The 17,619-nt window shown below is 54.8% G+C and carries 16 protein-coding genes and 1 pseudogene; 6 read left to right on the top strand and 11 right to left on the bottom strand.

Going from position 1 to position 17,619, the window contains the following annotated elements; all coding sequences use genetic code 11:
- Positions 1-62: 62 nt before the first annotated feature.
- Positions 63-1,301: an MFS transporter gene (locus ACQG0T_RS17650; protein WP_023295299.1), complete on the bottom strand. Its 1,239-nt coding sequence runs from the start codon at positions 1,299-1,301 to the stop codon at positions 63-65.
- A gap of 308 nt (positions 1,302-1,609) precedes the next feature.
- Between ACQG0T_RS17650 and ACQG0T_RS17645 the strand changes: the two genes are divergently transcribed.
- From ACQG0T_RS17645 to ACQG0T_RS17625, 5 genes are all read left to right on the top strand, one after another.
- Positions 1,610-2,680 carry a LacI family DNA-binding transcriptional regulator gene (locus ACQG0T_RS17645; RefSeq protein WP_003862277.1) on the top strand — a complete coding sequence of 357 codons (1,071 nt, stop codon included), beginning with the start codon at positions 1,610-1,612 and terminating at the stop codon, positions 2,678-2,680.
- Positions 2,677-3,648: a nuclear transport factor 2 family protein gene (locus tag ACQG0T_RS17640; RefSeq protein ID WP_015571630.1), complete on the top strand. Its 972-nt coding sequence runs from the start codon at positions 2,677-2,679 to the stop codon at positions 3,646-3,648. Before ACQG0T_RS17645 ends, ACQG0T_RS17640 begins: the two co-directional genes overlap by 4 nt.
- Positions 3,649-3,753: 105 nt before the next feature.
- On the top strand, positions 3,754-4,896 hold the full coding sequence (locus ACQG0T_RS17635; protein WP_015571629.1) for an ester cyclase: 1,143 nt from the start codon (positions 3,754-3,756) through the stop codon (positions 4,894-4,896).
- The gene (gene hisD, locus ACQG0T_RS17630; RefSeq protein ID WP_271040430.1) at positions 4,897-6,192 is read left to right on the top strand and encodes a histidinol dehydrogenase; all 1,296 of its coding nucleotides are present in this window, start codon (positions 4,897-4,899) and stop codon (positions 6,190-6,192) included. It begins immediately after the preceding gene.
- 53 nt (positions 6,193-6,245) lie between these two features.
- Positions 6,246-7,616 (top strand): amidase, encoded by a 1,371-nt coding sequence (locus ACQG0T_RS17625; protein WP_032649242.1) that lies wholly within the window; start codon positions 6,246-6,248, stop codon positions 7,614-7,616.
- Here ACQG0T_RS17625 and ACQG0T_RS17620 read toward each other — a convergent pair.
- From ACQG0T_RS17620 to fliE, 8 genes are read right to left on the bottom strand one after another with little or no spacing between them, the layout of a single operon-like run.
- Positions 7,613-8,032 carry a flagellar protein FlhE gene (locus tag ACQG0T_RS17620; RefSeq protein WP_369793900.1) on the bottom strand — a complete coding sequence of 140 codons (420 nt, stop codon included), beginning with the start codon at positions 8,030-8,032 and terminating at the stop codon, positions 7,613-7,615. The genes ACQG0T_RS17625 and ACQG0T_RS17620 overlap by 4 nt on opposite strands.
- Positions 8,029-10,122 carry a flagellar biosynthesis protein FlhA gene (flhA, locus tag ACQG0T_RS17615; RefSeq protein ID WP_426723857.1) on the bottom strand — a complete coding sequence of 698 codons (2,094 nt, stop codon included), beginning with the start codon at positions 10,120-10,122 and terminating at the stop codon, positions 8,029-8,031. The genes ACQG0T_RS17620 and flhA overlap by 4 nt, the downstream gene beginning before the upstream one ends.
- Positions 10,122-11,267 (bottom strand): flagellar biosynthesis protein FlhB, encoded by a 1,146-nt coding sequence (gene flhB / locus ACQG0T_RS17610; RefSeq protein WP_032649240.1) that lies wholly within the window; start codon positions 11,265-11,267, stop codon positions 10,122-10,124. Before flhB ends, flhA begins: the two co-directional genes overlap by 1 nt.
- Positions 11,268-11,285: 18 nt before the next feature.
- Positions 11,286-11,927 carry a protein phosphatase CheZ gene (gene cheZ / locus ACQG0T_RS17605; RefSeq protein WP_015571624.1) on the bottom strand — a complete coding sequence of 214 codons (642 nt, stop codon included), beginning with the start codon at positions 11,925-11,927 and terminating at the stop codon, positions 11,286-11,288.
- Positions 11,928-11,932: 5 nt separating this feature from the next.
- Positions 11,933-12,319, bottom strand: a complete 387-nt coding sequence (cheY, locus tag ACQG0T_RS17600) for a chemotaxis response regulator CheY (protein ID WP_015571623.1) — start codon at positions 12,317-12,319, stop codon at positions 11,933-11,935.
- Positions 12,309-13,370 (bottom strand): protein-glutamate methylesterase/protein-glutamine glutaminase, encoded by a 1,062-nt coding sequence (locus tag ACQG0T_RS17595; protein WP_045333242.1) that lies wholly within the window; start codon positions 13,368-13,370, stop codon positions 12,309-12,311. The genes cheY and ACQG0T_RS17595 overlap by 11 nt, the downstream gene beginning before the upstream one ends.
- Positions 13,367-14,221 carry a CheR family methyltransferase gene (locus tag ACQG0T_RS17590; RefSeq protein ID WP_015571622.1) on the bottom strand — a complete coding sequence of 285 codons (855 nt, stop codon included), beginning with the start codon at positions 14,219-14,221 and terminating at the stop codon, positions 13,367-13,369. The genes ACQG0T_RS17595 and ACQG0T_RS17590 overlap by 4 nt, the downstream gene beginning before the upstream one ends.
- Before the next feature lie 15 nt (positions 14,222-14,236).
- Positions 14,237-14,410 carry a flagellar hook-basal body complex protein FliE gene (gene fliE / locus ACQG0T_RS17585; protein WP_426723856.1) on the bottom strand — a complete coding sequence of 58 codons (174 nt, stop codon included), beginning with the start codon at positions 14,408-14,410 and terminating at the stop codon, positions 14,237-14,239.
- A gap of 42 nt (positions 14,411-14,452) precedes the next feature.
- Between fliE and ACQG0T_RS17580 the strand changes: the two genes are divergently transcribed.
- Positions 14,453-15,334, top strand: coding sequence for an ATP-dependent nuclease (locus tag ACQG0T_RS17580; RefSeq protein ID WP_271040427.1), 882 nt, complete (start codon positions 14,453-14,455; stop codon positions 15,332-15,334).
- On the opposite strand, the gene ACQG0T_RS17575 is transcribed toward ACQG0T_RS17580, so the two are convergent.
- Both ACQG0T_RS17575 and ACQG0T_RS17570 read right to left on the bottom strand, forming a co-directional pair.
- Positions 15,327-16,447 (bottom strand): IS3-like element ISSen4 family transposase gene (locus ACQG0T_RS17575; protein ID WP_096147877.1). Its coding sequence is split into 2 segments (ribosomal slippage): positions 15,327-16,189 and positions 16,189-16,447, totalling 1,122 coding nucleotides; the frame shifts between segments, so codons are not numbered across the junction. The genes ACQG0T_RS17580 and ACQG0T_RS17575 overlap by 8 nt on opposite strands.
- A 72-nt stretch (positions 16,448-16,519) precedes the next feature.
- A pseudogene (locus ACQG0T_RS17570) lies at positions 16,520-17,467 on the bottom strand (integrase arm-type DNA-binding domain-containing protein); the annotation flags it as partial.
- Positions 17,468-17,619 lie beyond the last annotated feature (152 nt).

The following is a 17,619-nucleotide window of genomic DNA, read 5'->3' as shown; positions in this document are numbered from 1 at the left end:
CCTTTTTCAGATGTCAGTTGTCCTCCCGGCGAGCCGGGAAAGGGTGTTTACTTCAGAAAGGGTTATTGATCCGGCGCGGCAGCGTACGCACCGTTTTTTAATAATTGGGCTGAGGTTTGCGTTTTACGGGCATATACCCATCGAGCGGACAGCGGCGTGGCAATAGCGGCCACAACGGAAAGGGCGGCAATCAATATATAACCGGACGACAGGTTAATATGTTGCATCATTACGCCCATCATTACCGGCCCGACAAACATGCCGCAGGAATAAATGGTCTGGAATAGTCCCATTCGCGTGGATTGTTCATCAGACGAGGTATTCACTACGCTTAGCGACATGAATGCGGCAAAGGCCATACCGAACGAGAACCCCGCCAGCGCCTGCCACAGGTAAATCACATAGATATTGCTGGTAAAGGGAATGCCGAAAGTGGAAATCACCTGTAAAACGATGCCGAGCACGGCGGTTTTTACCAGCCCAAGGCGCTGATAAAACACCGAGCTGCACAGGGCGATGGCCAGCCCGTAAAAAAGAAGGTGAATGTTACCCAGCAGCGCGAGGATCCCCGCCCGGGCGCCAAGCTGCTCGGCATAGACCGGCGTCAGCGTGTCGCGGGTGGCGAAGGGCACCAGAATGACGACGGTCGCCAGGATGCCAATCAGCCAGACGGAACGGTCGGCCAGCTGCTGGCGCGCGCCGGTAATGCAGGCTTTAAGCGTGGGGGCCTGAACCGGGTCGTGCACGTCCTGAATGCGGGTCGTCAGGAATAACGCCACCAGGGCGGAGATGCAGGAGACAAAAAAGGCGATGTTATTGGCGAAATAGTGAATCAGCACCGCGCCAATACAGTTACCGAGAAACACGCCGATGGGCCCTGCCAGCGCCAGCAGCGCGACGGCGGCAGGCGCTTCGTTGCGACCGAAGTAACGCATGAACAGGATGTTGTACAGTACCCAGGTCGCCGCCGTGACACCGTCTGCCGCTTTCGCCAGATACAGCGTAATGGCGTTGGGTTCAAGCCAGGCAATCGGCCAGGCGATAATTGGCAGCAGCAGGCCAATCTGGATGAAGATCCTGCGGCTTTTAACCACGTCGGAAATAATGCCTAACGGGAAGCGTATCAGAAGGGTTGCCAGACCGGACGCGCCCATGATGATGCCCATGATCTGTGGCTCAATGCCCTGGTTGATCATCATGGGGGCCAGGAATGCATCAATGCTATGAATGCAGATAAAGAACAGGATGCTGATGATGAAAAAGAGCCGGGCTTCCCGACGGCGTAACAGTGCTTGAAACATGGTTTTGAACCTCTTAAGAATTAATGGGTTATAACCAGTCAGGGACGACGTTTACCGGTTCAATCCTTTGGGCGACTCCTGTTCTCTCCGGTACCATTGACGGTATGAAAACTCTTTGCATACGTATTCAAGATTTGAAGTTACGAAAAGGTTTCACATTTGTAAAGTGATCTCGATCTTGTTGTGAGAATTTTAATTTTTTGTGTTGCATACGCATGCAAAGGTGGTGTAAGTATAAAAAACACCCACTTGCTGAGGCGTTTGAAGCACGTGCAAATGGGCAGGACGTTGATAAGGAATCAGGGGTAATGAAACGTAAGACTTTTGCAGCAGTCACATCCCAACAGGTCGCTCAGCTGGCGGGGGTATCGCAATCTGCGGTGTCGCGAACGTTCACGCCGGGGGCCAGCATTTCACCGGCAACGCGTGAAAAAGTGCTGAAGGCAGCGCGCGAGCTGGGCTATCGCCCGAATGCGATCGCCCGTTCGCTCAACACGGCTCGTTCGCGCATTATCGGTGTCGTCATTTCTTACTTTGATAACCCCTTTTACTCGCAGGTGCTGGAGGCGCTGGCGCAAAAGCTGGATACGCTGAACTATCACCTGCTGCTGTTCGTTGGCGATCGGGAAGGTAACGTAGACCGTATTTTTGACCAGATTATGCAGTACCGGGTGGATGGCATTGTGCTGGCCTCGGTGACGCTGTCGCTGGAGTTATCCGAGGAGTGCCTTGCCGCCGGGATCCCAGTAGTGCTGTTTAACCGCAGCGAAGAGAGTGGCATGGCCTCCAGCGTCAACAGTAATAACGAAGCGGCCGCGCGGCAGATTGCCGAGTTTCTGCTGGCGGGGGAGCACAAGCGTTTTGCCTACGTGGGCGGCGTGGCCGATTCCCCGGTCAATATCGCCCGCCAGCGCGGGTTCATTTCCACGCTGGAAGAACATGGCATCACCGATGTCCGGGTGGTGCACGGGAATTACGACGCTCAGCAAACCACCCGGGCAGCCTATACCCTGTTTTCGACGTCGCCAGCGCCGGATGCGGTCTTTGTCGCCAACGATCATATGGCCGTCACGGTAATGGATGTGGCGCGCTATGAGTTTGGTTTGCGCATTCCGGAGGAGGTCTCCGTTGTCGGCTATGACGACATCGGCCCTTCCGGCTGGCCCTCTTATGCGTTGACCTCGGCGTCGCAGCCGGTCGGCGCGATGGTGGATGCCACGGTGGAACTGTTAATGAAGCAAATTGACAGCGGAACCATAGAGCCTGAACAGATTACGGTGCCCGGTACGCTGGTGATACGCCACTCGGCGCGTCGCCCACGCAGCGGCGTTATCGAAACCAATGGTTTAACGCTATTCCAGTCTAAGGAGCGCACATGACCAGATTGCGGGGCTTCAGCCCTCAATTCGACTCTATCCAGCAGTTCATTTTGACGCTGACGCACGTGGTGTGGGAGCAGAAAGATATCGGCCAGCTGGCGGATTTTTACGCCACGCCGGTGGTTTTCACTACCCCCGAAAAACAGCTGCATGAGCTTTCCCAGTTTATGCGCCTGACGCTTGAGGCGATGCACAGCTTCCCGCAGCGAGCGGTGCTGACGGAGGATATTCTGTGCAGCCAGAACCCGGGGGACGAGTACTATGCGGCGCAGCGTACCGTAGCCCGCATTCAGCACCAGGGGGAGGGATTTTTTGGCCCGCCGACCGGGAAAAATGTCTGGGTCCGCACCTGGGCCGATCGCATTTGTGTTGATGGTGCCGTACGCCAGGAGTGGCTGCTTCAGGATCGTGCTGCGATTGTGGCGCAACTGGGGCTGGATGTCCGCGACTTTGCTTTTAACCTGGCGACCATGCGCCAGCAGCTTGGGCTGGAATCTGTGTCTGCTGAGACGCTGGACGCCCGCTGGGCGGGTGGGCCTGAGGGCGACGACGTGGAAGGGGCGCTGGCCGGGGTCGTTGAGCGCTACTTAACGATGTGGGCGGGCGGTAACAGCGGCGTGGTGCCCGGTCTCTATCACCCGGCGGCGACGCTGTACGCGCCGGGGCACTGCCTCTGCACCGGCGAACAGGAAATTGGCGCACAGCTTTCCGGTTATCGCGCTTCATTTGCCGACAGCGAAACGCAGCTTCATCACCTGATTGTGCGTAAAGATCCTAATGAGCCGATTCGACTTTCATTGCGCTGGTCGTTGTTAACCTGGCATGACGGTTACGGCAAATTTGGTGCGCCGACCCGTAAACCCATATCAATTACCGGTATCAGCCAGCTTGAATTACGTGATGGTTTAATTTTCCGTGAATATCTGGGGATCGATGAATTAGCGATTTGGTCGCAAATATTTAATTAATGGGGCGGCAGCCCCCTTATTCCGGCTGCAAAAAATAACCGTGTTTAATTCACCCTCACTTACGGGTGCGGGTTCTTATTGTCTGAAAACAGAGCAGGAGTTTATATGTCTTCCACCGAAGCAACAAATAAAGCACCAGCCGTACCCGAAAAAAGCAGCGTGAAATCGCTGAAAGAGGAACCTGTATTACAGGTGGAGCGTCGTGATTTTGTCGATCTGGTACCGGAAAAAAGACCGCGCGTGCAATCATTACGCGGCTTTGATGACTGCTATACCGATATTGTCGATTATATCGTTCGCTGCACCCATAAAATATGGGACGAGCGCGATGTTGGCTTAATTTATTCTCACTATACCCATAACTGCGTGCTGTATAACGCGCTGGGGACACTCTATAACCGCGAACAGGTGGTACAGGATACGCTGCAACGCTTAATTGCCTTCCCGGAACGGCGCGGAATGGCAACCCAGGTTATCTGGAACGGAAATGATGTTGACGGTTTTTATACCTCTCACCTGGTGACGGGAAGCGGGCGGCATACCCAGCACAGCCATTTAGGTAAGCCGACGAACCGTACGTTTGTGACGCGTACCGTGGCGGATTGCATGATCCACGAGAATAAAATTTATCGGGAGTGGGTGGTCAGCGACAATATGTCACTGATGAAACAGCTTGGCCTGAATACCGATCAAATCGCATTTAATATGGCAAAGGAGCAGTTCGATAAAGGCTTCCGCGTGATGGACATCGGCGAAAACGGCCGCATGCTGGGGCAATATCCGCCGGAGATGGAGTGCGATGTTTCCATTGCGCACACCGATACGGAGGAGCAGTGCCTGCGCTGGCTGCATGAGATCTACAACCGCCGGATGTTTGGCAAGATCAAAGAAGTGTATGCGCCTAACGTACAGTGGCACGGTCCGCTGATGAAAGAGCTGTACGGCACCGCGGCGGTAACCCATCAGACGCTGGCGCTGGTGGGGATGATCCCTGACGGCGCGTGGCTGCCGCAGCATATTTGTTCCAACCCGTGCGATGAAGGCGGCGTCAAAGTGGCCGTACGCTGGATTATCGAAGGACATCACCTGGGTTACGGCGAACTCGGCAAGCCGACCGGAGAACGACTGTTCGTGATGGGCATGTCGCACTACCACATCGTCAACGGAAAAATTGTTGATGAGTGGGTGGTTTATGACCATCTGGCGCTGCTGGCGCAGATCAAACTCGGCCAGATGGAGGACGCGTAAATGTTAAATCAGGTGAGCTGGATTAAGCGCCCGCAGGGGCAGGATGCGCAGGCCGATCGTTCCCTGACGGAGAAGGTCAGCGCCATTATCGAGCGCGTGAAAGCCGAGGGCGATACGGCGCTAAGAGCCTTTTCGCAGCAGTTTGATCATGTCGTACCGGCGCAGTTTGAGGTGAGCGAGCAGGAGATTGCCGAAGCACTGGAGGGGATGGATGCCCAGACGCGCCGCGACAGTGAGTTTGCCATTAATCAGGTGCGTCGTTTTGCGCAGGCGCAGCTGGCGACCATGCTGCCGCTGGAGGTAGAGACGCTGCCTGGCGTGCATCTCGGTCACCGGATCATCCCGGTGCAGACGGTGGGCTGCTACGTGCCGGGCGGACGGTATCCGATTCTCTCCGCACCCGTGATGTCGATTGTTCCTGCGACGGTGGCGGGCTGTGAACAGATTATCGCCTGTCTGCCCCCGGGCGCCCATCCGGCGATGATTGCAGTTTGCCATCTGGCGGGCGCGCACCGCATTTTCAAAGTTGGCGGCGCGCAGGCCATTGCGGCTATGGCCTGGGGAACGGAGAGTATTCCGTCGGTGGACAAAATCGTTGGGCCAGGCAACGCCTTCGTTAACGAAGCGAAACGCCAGGTGTTTGGTCGAGTCGGCATTGATGCCCTCGCCGGGCCGAGCGAGATTTTCACTATCGTCGACGACAGCGCCGATCCGCGCATTCTGGCCGCCGATATGCTGGCGCAGGCAGAACACGATATTCATACCCGCGTCGGGCTGGCGACAACCAGCCGGGATATCGCTGAGCGTACCCTGGCGGAGGTTGAGCGTCAGCTTGCCAGCCTGCCAACGGCCGCCACGGCGGGCGAGGCGTGGCGCCGGCAGGGTGAGATTGTGCTCTGCGAAGATGAAGCGCAGCTGATTGCGTTTGCTGACCATATGGCGACGGAGCATTTGCAGGTGCATACCCGCGATCCGCACGCGACGGCAGCGAAGATCCGCAACTATGGCTCGCTGTTTATTGGCCAGAACGCCAGCGTGGTGTTCTCCGATAAATGCTGCGGCACCAACCATACGTTACCGACGATGGCGGCGGCACGCTATACCGGCGGTCTGTGGGTAGGGGCATACGTCAAAATCTGTACCCATCAGTGGATTGACGAGCAGGGTATCCCGGCAATCGCAGAACCGGCGATCCGCCAGAGCCGTACCGAAGGGATGCAGGGGCACCGACGGGCGGCGGAAATTCGTCTGCGTCCGCAGGACATTGATGCCATTACTACCGGCATGCGGGACTAAAACGTATCCCGGGCAGCCTTCTGCCCGGTTTTCAGCACGGGGAGCCTGAGACTATGAAGCGCCTGATACCGCCAGACGACTGTCCGGAGGAAATTGCCCGCCGTCTCGACGTCATACAGCAGCACCGGGCGCTCAACGCGATCCTCGGGGTTAACCCTGACGCCATGTCTCAGGCGGAACAGCATCAGCAGCAGCGTCGGCGTGGAGAGCCGATCGGCCCCCTGCACGGCGTGCCGCTGATCGTCAAAGATAATATTGCCTGCGCGCCGATGCCGATCACCCTTGGCTGCCGTGCGCTGGCCTCACTTAACGCGACAGCGGATGCTCGGGTCGTGCAGCGATTGCGCAGAGCGGGGGCGATTATTCTTGCCAGGGCCAATATGTCCGAGTTCGCGTTCGATGTGCGCTCGCGTAGCTCGCTGGGGGGTGATGTGGCGAATCCACTTTGCCCGACACTCACCGCCGGAGGTTCCAGCGGAGGATGCGCCGCGGCGGTGGCGGCTGGAATGGCGGATGGCGCATTGGGTACCGATACCGGCGGCTCTATCCGCATTCCCTGTAGCTATACCGGGCTGGTGGGGCTACGGCCTGCCTTTCGCCGTTCACAGCTGGACGGCGTGGCGCCGCTCTCGCCCAGCAAAGATACCGTTGGGCCAATGGTACATAGCGTTGAGGATGCCGCCTTGCTGCATGCGGTGATCCATGGCCTGCCGCCGGTTGCGCTTCCTGTGCGTTCGCTGAAAGGCGTTCGCTTTGGCATGGTGACCGCGTTACAGGGAGAGGATGAGGTACAGCTGGAGGTCTGGCAGTCGGCGCTGCACACGTTGCGCCGTGCCGGAGCGACGCTGGTGGAGGTTTCACTCCCCTTCCTTGAAGAGGTGAGGCAGGCCACCTGCCTCAGTCTGTATGAATTTCGCGTGGCGATTGACGACTGGCTTAGCAAACAGCCTGGCGCTCCCTCCGGACTGACAAGCATTGTGGACTCCGGCGCTTTCCTGCCAGAGTTTGCGCCGTTTCTACATCAGATGCTGGCGAGTAACACGCTGAAAACCCCGCTCTGGCTGGCGGGGCGTCGCTTTCAGCGCCTGTTGCGGCAGAACCTTTGCCAGGTGGCGGAGGTGCAGCGCATCGACGGATTTGTGTATCCCACCGTACAACGATTACCAGAAAGTATGGCGAAGATGCCGCCAGGCTGCGCGCCGGAACTGGCCGCCATCAGCGGCCTGCCTGCCATTACGTTGCCCTGTGGCGTAAGCCGTATCGGGCTGCCGGTAGGGATGGAGATGTTATCGGCGCAGGAGGATGAGACGATGCTGATGACGCTGGCGCTGGCATGTGAGGGGGCGCTGGGCGGGATAAATGAGGTGCTGAGGTTTAAGGCAGGATATCGCCAGAGCGGTACCGTTTGTCAGAACCTCTCTTAAGGCGCCGATGGCCCCTTGCCGCGATACCTTATTGTGATTTCATTTTTCAGTATTGTCAGCGGCGGCGTCATTTCGCCGCGCGCTACCGACTGATACTCAAAGCGAAAGGGGCCCGCGGCCGGGAAACCCGCTGGCAACGGGATTTCGCCCGCCAGTTCCCTGAGCATCAGACAGCGCAGGCTGCTACAGACGCGAATGCGAAAGCCCGGCGGCGTGGGGCCGTCCGGTGTAATCTTCCACAGCAGATGCGTCGGCGTAACCCCTTTCGGAAGGGGCGCGGCGGGCTGAACTGGACGACTTTTCAGTACCTGCTTGCCGCGCGACAGCGTGCCGCCAAAACTATGGCTGCTCCATGAACCGTCCGCAGCAAACGCCGGTGGCACAAGCAGCAGAACAAGCAAGGCGGCTCTTATCACGATTTACCTCCAATGAGATACGTCATTCTCACGTTGCGCTGAGTGTTTATCTCCTGGCTGGAGAGCACTGCAAGCTGAGGGAAGATGCGACGAAGATAGCGGGACAGCATCAAACGCAGCGCCGGGTTCACCAGCAGAGCCGGCGGCGCACCCAGCGCTTCCTGATGCTGCAACGCCTGCTCGGTCTGTTTCATTAAATTCTCGGCAATTCCCGGCTCGATAGCGCTTCCGCTCTGGGTTGCCTGTACCAGCAACTGCTCAAGTGACATATCAAGGCCGATTATTTGGATATCGTCGTCGCCAGGGAACCACTGCTGCGTAATCGCCCGGGAGAGGCGAGCGCGCACGCGGGCCGTCAGCTCGTCAGCGTCAGACTGAGGAGTGGCATACTCAGCCAGCGTGTCGATGATGGTCCGCATATCGCGGATCGGCACGCGCTCGGAGAGCAGATTTTGCAGTACTTTGTGCAGCGTGGTCAGGCTGATTACCCCGGGGATCAAATCCTCTATCAGCTTCGGCGACTGTTTGGTGAGCTGGTCAAGCAGCTGCTGCGCCTCCTGGCGACCGAAAAGTTCGTCCGTGTGGGTGCTGATAAGGTGGTTCAGGTGCGTAGCGACGACGGAACATGGATCGACTACGGTATAGCCCAGCGTCTGCGCCAGCTCGCGATGGACTTCATCGATCCATAGAGCGGGAAGTCCAAAGGTTGGTTCTTTACAGGGCGTACCGGGCACTTCTCCCTCTGCACAGCCTGGATCGATCGCCATCCAGCGATCGGGCTGGACCTCGCCTTTACCAATCGTCACCCCTTTTAGCAGAATACGATAGTGAGTCGGCGGCAGGTCGAGATTATCGCGAATATGAACTGCTGGCGGCAGAAAGCCCATCTGCTGCGCGAACTTCTTACGAATACCCCGTACGCGGGTTAACAGCTGGCCCTGCTGTTCATGATCGACCATAGGGATCAGTCGATAGCCAACCTCCAGCCCCAGTACATCTTCCATCTGCACGTCAGACCATGTCGCTTCATTAACCTGCGCCACGTCGGCTTCAGCTCGGGTAGGGGCGGAGGGGGCGGAGCCCGTTTTTTTCGCCTTACCTTCCTGGCCCCGCAGCCACCATGCAATGCCTAAAAGTGAGGAGGTAAAGAGTAAAAAGACCAGATTGGGCATGCCTGGGATTAGCCCCAGCAAACCAATTACGGCCGCAGAGAGGGCAAGCACGCGAGGTGAGGTAAACAGCTGGCCGACCATCTGCTCGCCTACGTCCTGCTCGTTGACCACACGCGTTACAACGACACCTGCCGCGGTGGAGATCACAAGACCAGGGATCTGCGCAACCAGGCCGTCACCGATGGTCAACAGCGTGTAGGCTTCTCCCGCTGCGCTGAGGGTCATATCATGCTGCATTACGCCGATAATCAGGCCACCGATAATGTTTATTGCCATGATCAGCAGGCCTGCGATGGCATCGCCACGCACAAATTTGCTCGCACCGTCCATGGAGCCGTAAAAATCTGCCTCCTGAGTCACCTCTTTTCGACGGCGTTTGGCCTCCTCCTCGCCGATCAGACCGGCGTTCAGGTCGGCATCGATTGCCATTTGTTTACCGGGCATACCGTCAAGGGTAAAGCGGGCACCCACTTCTGCAATACGCCCGGCCCCCTTGGTGATGACCATAAAGTTTATAATTATCAATATGATAAAAACGACGATGCCGATGGCAAAGTTGCCGCCTACCAGGAAGTGGCCGAAAGCTTCGATGACCTGGCCCGCGGCGTCAGCGCCGTTATGGCCGTGCATCAGGATAACGCGCGTTGAGGCGACGTTTAGCGCCAGGCGAAGCAGCGTTGAGAAGAGCAGTACCGTCGGGAAGGCGGAAAACTCCAGCGTATTCTGGGTAAACATGGCGACCAGAAGGATCATGATCGCCAGTACAATATTAAAGGTAAACAGCAAGTCCAACACGAAGGTTGGCAGCGGCAGGATCATCATCGCAAGGATCGTCATGATCAGGACTGGACCGGCCAGTACCTGCCACTGGGTCTCCTTGATGCCGGGCAAACGTAATTTGGTGGCGATATTAGCCATTACTCTTTACTCTCTTGTGCAAAATCGAGCGCCGGGGGAACCGGCAAATCTTTAGGTTCTGTTGGGCGCAAGCCAAAGCCTTTACGCCACCGGCGCAGGCTATATACCCAGGCCAGGACTTCGGCAACAGCGTTATATAATTCACCGGGCACCGGCTGACCCGGCTCGCAGTGCCGGTAAAGCGCACGCGCCAGCGGTGGCGCTTCCAGCATCGGAACCCGATTTTCTTCAGCCATCTCGCGGATGCGCAGGGCAATAAGTCCACTGCCGCTTGCGACGACGATCGGTGCGCCCATGGTGCCTTCCTGGTACTTCAGCGCCACGGAATAGTGGGTCGGGTTGTTGACGACCACATCGGCGGTGGGCACCTCGGCCATCATGCGGCTTTGTGCCATCTGGCGCTGAATCTGCCTGACGCGACCCTTAATGTGCGGGTCACCTTCCTGGTTTTTAAATTCATCCTTTATCTCCTGGCGGCTCATTCTCAGCTTCTTAAAGTTGCTCCAGAGCTGATAAATCACGTCGAAGGCCACCATGGGGATCAGTGACAAAATCACGTACAGCATGCAGCCAATCAGCAGGTTGCTGATGTCGTTTAGCGCGCCGCCCAACGGTTCATACATTAGATTGATGAACCTGCTTTTATTGAGCAGTAAAAACAGTCCTCCCCCCGTGGCGGCCAACAGCACCTTGAGGATGCTTTTGATCATCTCTGATACCATTTGGGCAGAGAAAAGACGCTTGATACCGGTGACGGGATTAAGTTTTTTAAGATTAACCTTTAGCGCCTTACTGCTTGCGTTCAGGCCGCCGATAATCGACGGTGCCGTTATTGCGGTCACGTACAGCCCGCTGGCGAAGGGCAGAATGGCGAGAAAAGCCATGCTCAACAGCGAGGCTGCACGATGTAACATATTCTGCGGGTCGCGGATCAGCAGTCGATCAAAGGTCAGCCCGTTGTGCAGAATAGATTCAAGCTGCGTCGCCAGATGGCTACCTGCGCCGACGATAAGCCCCCAGCCCACCAGAAGCATGGCAAGGGTGGTCAGCTCGCGCGAACGCGGAACCTGACCTTCCTCCCGCGCTTTCTGTTTTCGGTGGGGTGTGGGGTCTTCTGTTTTGTCGCTCTCGCTCTCTTCAGACATAGTGTTGGCCTGGGGTCATCAAAAGCCCAGCGACTCCAGCAGGTCATCCACCTGTTCCTGAGAGGCGACAATCCCGGCGACGCTGGTATCAATCTGCGGGCCGTTCTTGAGATGGGCGTCACCGCTCTGTTCGATACCCGCGTCACGTTCGCGCATGTTTTCAACCAGCACGCTGATCAGCTCGGTTTCGACGGTCTGAATCACCTGCATCAGGCTTTGTAGCACCTGGCCGGTGAGATCCTGGAAGTCTTGCGCCATCATTATTTCGGTGAGCTGTTGGTTGGTTTGCTGAGCGGTGGCCGGCACGTCCAGCAGAAAGGTACGTGTCTCTTTCACCAGTTCTCGCGCCTCGTCAAGCGGCTGTGGCTCTTCAAACCAGGCGTCCCACCGTTCAGTAAGCTTACCGGCATTTTCACCTAATCTTTCCTGGAGCGGTCGTGCCACCTCGACGGCCGTCAGCGCGCGATCGGCGGCCTGAGACGTTTTGCCAACAACGTAGTTGAGACGGTCACGCGTGTTGGGGAACGCGTCCGCGACTTCTTTAATGGCCTGCTCCAGGCCAAGATTTGCCATACTGTCGCGCAGCAGCCGGGTTAATTGACCGATACGCAAAAAGAGATCCTTTGGCGGTTCCGCGATCTCGCCAGGCTGAGTGGTCATAGTATTCACCCGAGTTTTTCAAAAATTTTGCCAAGCTTTTCTTCCAGCGTGGCGGCAGTAAACGGTTTAACGATGTAACCGTTGGCACCCGCCTGCGCGGCGGCGATAATGTTTTCGCGCTTTGCTTCCGCAGTAACCATCAGTACCGGCAGCTTTGACATCGCCGGGTCGAGGCGAATGGTTTTCAGCAGCTCAAGGCCATCAAGGTTGGGCATATTCCAGTCGCTCACAACGAAATCAAACTCACCGGCGCGCAGCTTGTTCAGCGCGTCCTGGCCATCTTCCGCCTCTTCAATATTTGAATAGCCCAGATCCTGAAGCAGGTTACGTACGATACGTCTCATGGTGGCAAAATCGTCCACCACCAAAAAACGCAGGTTTTTATCCGACATGTGTGTTCTCTCCTGAACGTCGTGGTTTATGGCTGAAACTTTCCAGCAGACGCTGGCTAATTTTATTGAGATCGACGATTTCTCGGGCAGCGCCAAGGGCAATCGCTTCGCGAGGCATACCGAACACCACGCAACTCGCTTCGCTCTGAGCGAGGGTAAACGCGCCCGACTCCCGCAACGCCAGCAACCCACGTGCGCCGTCGGCTCCCATTCCGGTAAGGATGGCGGCGCTGGCATGTGCGCCCACCAGCTGTGCAACGGAGTTAAAGAGAACGTCTACAGACGGGCGATGACGGTTGACGGGGGGCGCGTCGGTCAGCCTGACGGCGTACCCTTTTCCGTTACGGACGATCTCCATATGCTTATCGCCGGGGGCGATCAATGCCGTACCCGGAAGTACCGGTTCGCCGTCATCCGCTTCATGCACCTTTATCTGGCAAAGTGAATCAAGACGCTGGGCGAAGGAGCGGGTAAATCCAGCAGGCATATGCTGGGCGATGACGATACCGGGGACGCTGGCTGGCAGCGGCGTTAATACCTGGCGCAGCGCCTCCGTCCCGCCGGTCGAGGAGCCAATCGCCACAATGCTTTGCGGATCCACGGTAATGCCCCGCAGTATCGGCGAGGCCACTTCAGCCTGACGTCCCAGTTTTGCCTTCGCGGCAATGCGGATCTTCTCTGCGACCTGCACACCCCACAGTTCCAGATTTCCGGCGATACGCTGATCGGGTTTGGCCAAAAAATCGACGGCGCCGTGTTCCAGCGCGGCCATTGTCGCCTTCGAGCCTCGGGTGGTCATCGAGGAGATCATCACCACCGGCATTGGACGAAGGCGCATCAAACGGGAGAGAAACTCCAGCCCATCCATTTTCGGCATGTCGATATCCAGCGTCAGCACGTCGGGGTTCAACTGCTTAATCATCTCGCGTGCGATCAGCGGGTCTGGCGCGGTGCCGACCATCTCCATATCTGGCTGTTGATTGATCACTGCGCTCAGGATGTTGCGCATGAGCGCAGAATCATCAACTGTCAGCACCCGTATCCGTTTCACCGTAAGGCCTCCGTAAGTTCATACACCGACTGGCCGCGAAGCCTGAGTGGAATGTGCGGATGATTAAAATGTTCAGAGTGACCAACAAACAGCAGGCCGTCTGGCTTCAGCATGCGGGCAAAGCGCTCAAGCAGACGCTTCTGCGTCGGCGCATCGAAATAGATCATCACGTTGCGGCAAAAGATGGCGTCAAACGGTCCGGGCAGCGGCCAGCTGTTGTCCAGCAAGTTGAGCCGCTGATAGTGAATAGCGGCCAGCAGTTCTGGCTTTACCTTCACCCGATCGCTGTTCTCACCCGAGCCGCGCAAAAAATAGTGGCGTTTTTGCACCAGGGTCAGCGAGTGTAGGTCGGACATGCGGTATACCCCTGCCTCCGCTTTGGCCAGCACCTCGGTATCGATGTCAGAGGCCCAGACGCGTGGCCCTCCCGTCGCGCTCCCCAGAGTCTCGTCCAGCGTCATGGCGATGGAGCAAGGTTCTTCCCCGGTGGAAGCGGCGGTACACCAGACGCGGTAGCCGTTGGGCCGCTGACGGGCGTGTTCTGCGAGCACCGGGAAGTGGTAGGTTTCGCGAAAGAAAGAGGTCAGATTGGTTGTCAGCGCGTTGACAAAGTTCTGCCATTCCGGATGCTCGCTGTGGGATTCCAGAATGCTGATGTACTCAAGAAATGTGTCAATCCCCAGCGCCCGTAGCCGCCGTGATAAACGATTAAAAATCATCTCTCGTTTTTGTGCGTTGACTACAATCCCGGCGCGGCGATAGATCAGTTGCCCAATACGCTGTAATTCAGAATCGGATAACGTAAGCTTATTTGGCGATAAGCGCACGGGAATGTCTTTAAATTCACTCATAGACAGGGCGAGGCCTTATACCGGGGTATTCATGATTTCCTGGTAGGCACTGAGCATTTTATTGCGCGCTTGCACACCGAAGCTATAAGAAATTGAGGACTTCTGCATTGCCAGCATTACGTCATTTAATCCAATATCGCTACTGCCAGACATCCACTGCTGCGTCTTATATATCGACCAAAATTTCATATTCGACAAAAGTTGTATGAATTAACATTAGAAGATGACAATGTGGAAGCAAGATCCGCTTCTTTTACAGAATTTGTATCTAACCATATTATTTCTAAAGAAACATATGAAGCAGTAGCTTTTGTTAGAACAAAGGTTGATTTGAATAATGACGAAATTTATAAACAAGTAGTTGGTGATTTTGATAGTTACTCCTTTTCAAATCCTAATGATGATGATGCTACTGTATTAGGGGTTAAGAAGCCACCTTACTTTGCCTTAGGCAGCGAAGTCGCTTGCACTTATGTCAAAGCACTTAGGAATGTAGTTGCAGATCTTAAATATTATAAAACGAATCCATTGTATAAATTACTTACTTTAAAAAGTAAACAAATTGATGATAGAAAAGATATTGTAGAAAATGTTAAAGAGATCAATGGTAAAATCTCAGCTATACCTGAAATTGAGAGATTGAGTAATAAGATATCTGCTTCGTTACTTAATACAGTAGGTTCGACTTATTCCCCTAAAATATTAGTATCCTCACAACTCCCAGAAGATTTCACAGAATTAATTCAATCACTTGGCTTAGTGGTTGAAGATTCTCTGGATTACAATGGCTCAGGAAAGATTGATGATCTGAGTCTTGGTGGAGCAAACTTAATTTATCTTGCTTTAAAGTTATATGAATATGAAGAAATAAGGGATAGTGAAGAGCATATTACTCACTTCTTGTTAATTGAAGAGCCCGAAGCACATATTCATAACCATATCCAAAAAACCCTTTTCGATAACTTCAATTTTAAAAACACGCAAGTGTTTGTTTCTACACATTCAACACAAATTAGTTCTGTATCAAAAATATCATCAATGAATATATTATCACGCCAAAAAGGATTTACTGATGTTGACCTGCCCCCACGATTAGATACAACACTCAGTTAGTAACGTCGGAATCTTCATTCTCAGAATGACCCTTTCTCCAGCCCGCTGCAAATTCAGACGGTGTCTGATAATTCAGCGTGGAGTGCGGGCGGCATTCGTTATAATCCTGCCGCCAGTCATTAATAATTTTCCTGGCATGAACGATATCGCTGAACCAGTGCTCATTCAAACATTCATCGCGAAATCGTCCGTTAAAGCTCTCAATAAATCCGTTCTGCGTTGGCTTGCCCGGCTGGATTAAGCGCAACTCAACACCATGCTCAAAGGCCCATTGATCCAGTGCACGGCAAGTGAACTCCGGCCCCTGGTCAGTTCTTATCGTCGCCGGATAGCCTCGAAACAGTGCAATGCTGTCCAGAATACGCGTGACCTGAACGCCTGAAATCCCAAAGGCAACAGTGACCGTCAGGCATTCCTTTGTGAAATCATCGACGCAGGTAAGACACTTGATCCTGCGACCGGTGGAAAGTGCGTCCATGACGAAATCCATCGACCAGGTCAGATTGGGCGCCGCCGGACGGAGCAGCGGCAGACGTTCTGTTGCCAGCCCTTTACGACGTCTTCTGCGTTTTACGCCCAGGCCACTGAGGTGATAAAGCCGGTACACGCGCTTATGATTAACATGAAGCCCTTCACGGCGCAGCAACTGCCAAATACGACGGTAGCCAAAACGCCTGCGCTCCAGTGCCAGCTCAGTGATGCGCCCTGATAAATGCGCATCAGCAGCCGGACGGTGAGCCTCATAGCGGCAGGTCGACAGGGATAAACCTGTAAGCCTGCAGGCACGACGTTGCGACAGACCGGTCGCATCACACATCAACATCACGGCTTCCCGCTTCTGGTCTGTCGTCAGTACTTTCGCCCAAGAGCCACCTGAAGCGCCTCTTTATCCAGCATGGCTTCGGCAAGCAGCTTCTTGAGTCTGGCGTTCTCTTCCTCAAGCGACTTCAGGCGCTTAACTTCAGGCACCTCCATACCGCCATACTTCTTACGCCAGATGTAAAACGTGGCATCGGAAATGGCATGCTTGCGGCAGAGTTCACGGGCGGGTACCCCAGCTTCGGCTTCGCGGAGAATACTGATGATCTGTTCGTCGGAAAAACGCTTCTTCATGGGGATGTCCTCATGTGGCTTATGAAGACATTACTAACATCGGGGTGTACTAATCAACGGGGAGCAGGTCAGAGCTTTGATACTTGGGAAAACCCACTCTCTGTGCCCACTGATGGCTTTCATTGAATCCAAGACTCGCAAAGCTTCTTTGCTTAGTGGAACTTTGTGAGGCTTCTTCATTTTCATAAACTCAGCCGGGATGTTCCATATCGAGTTGTCAGTATCTATATCGGCCCATCTCGCACGAACGGCTTCCCCTGGACGAACCCAGGTCAGCAATTGCCATTCAATCAGCAATCTTGTCTCCATACGAACTGAGGCATTGTTTAACACCATTAGGAAGCGGGGTAACTCGGAAGGGGGTAATGCTGGCATATTCTGTTTTTTAGGCTTACTGAACCGTTGCCCAAGGTTGTCAGCCGGATTGAACTCGATAAGTTCTTCAGTCGCGGCCCAGCGAAAAATCTCATTTAATCGGGAAATGATTCGCCGTAAGGTTTCGAGGACTCCTCGTTGCTCAATAGGGTCGAGATGTTGCTTTAAGAGTTTGGGTCGGATCTCATTGATAGGAACCTTACCCAAGCCGGGAAATATATTTCTCTCCAGGCTTCGCCAGATGTCTTCTGCATGGTCTTGTGAGATACCAGAGGTCTTAACCTTCTCATCCAACCATTTCCTTGCCACGGCTTGGAGAGTGTGTTCAGTAGCATTCTTTAAGGCATTAGCTTTATCGTTGTTATGAACTTGGGGATCAATGCCATTAGCAAGCAAGGAAAGGTATTCATCTCGTAAGGCTCTGGCTCTTGCCAGTGTAAGGTGAGGATAGGTCCCAAGGCTCATTTTGGTTCTTTTTTTACTCACTGGCACTGCATACCTGAAATACCAATTCTTCTTTCCTCCTTTCGAAAGGGGAGCGATTCGTAGTATCAAACCATCTCCGTCAAACAAGTTGATTTCTTTGTCGGCTGGCTTGGTGCTTTTGATTTCAGTGTCAGTGAGCTTCTTAGCGATTTTTGCCATTTTGGGACCCTCGGTTTTTGGACCCTTCTCAGTGGGTCCCATTCAGGGTGCCATATGTGATAGTTCTCAGCAATTCTCACTGGACGACAATAGACGTAAAAAAGCCCGCAGAGCTTATGCTGTGCGGGCTTAGTGGACTTTACTGAACTTCA

This window comes from Enterobacter cloacae complex sp. 302F9 (assembly GCF_050030335.1).
Lineage (GTDB): Bacteria > Pseudomonadota > Gammaproteobacteria > Enterobacterales > Enterobacteriaceae > Enterobacter > Enterobacter hormaechei_C.
This window is presented reverse-complemented; position numbering and strand designations above follow the sequence as displayed.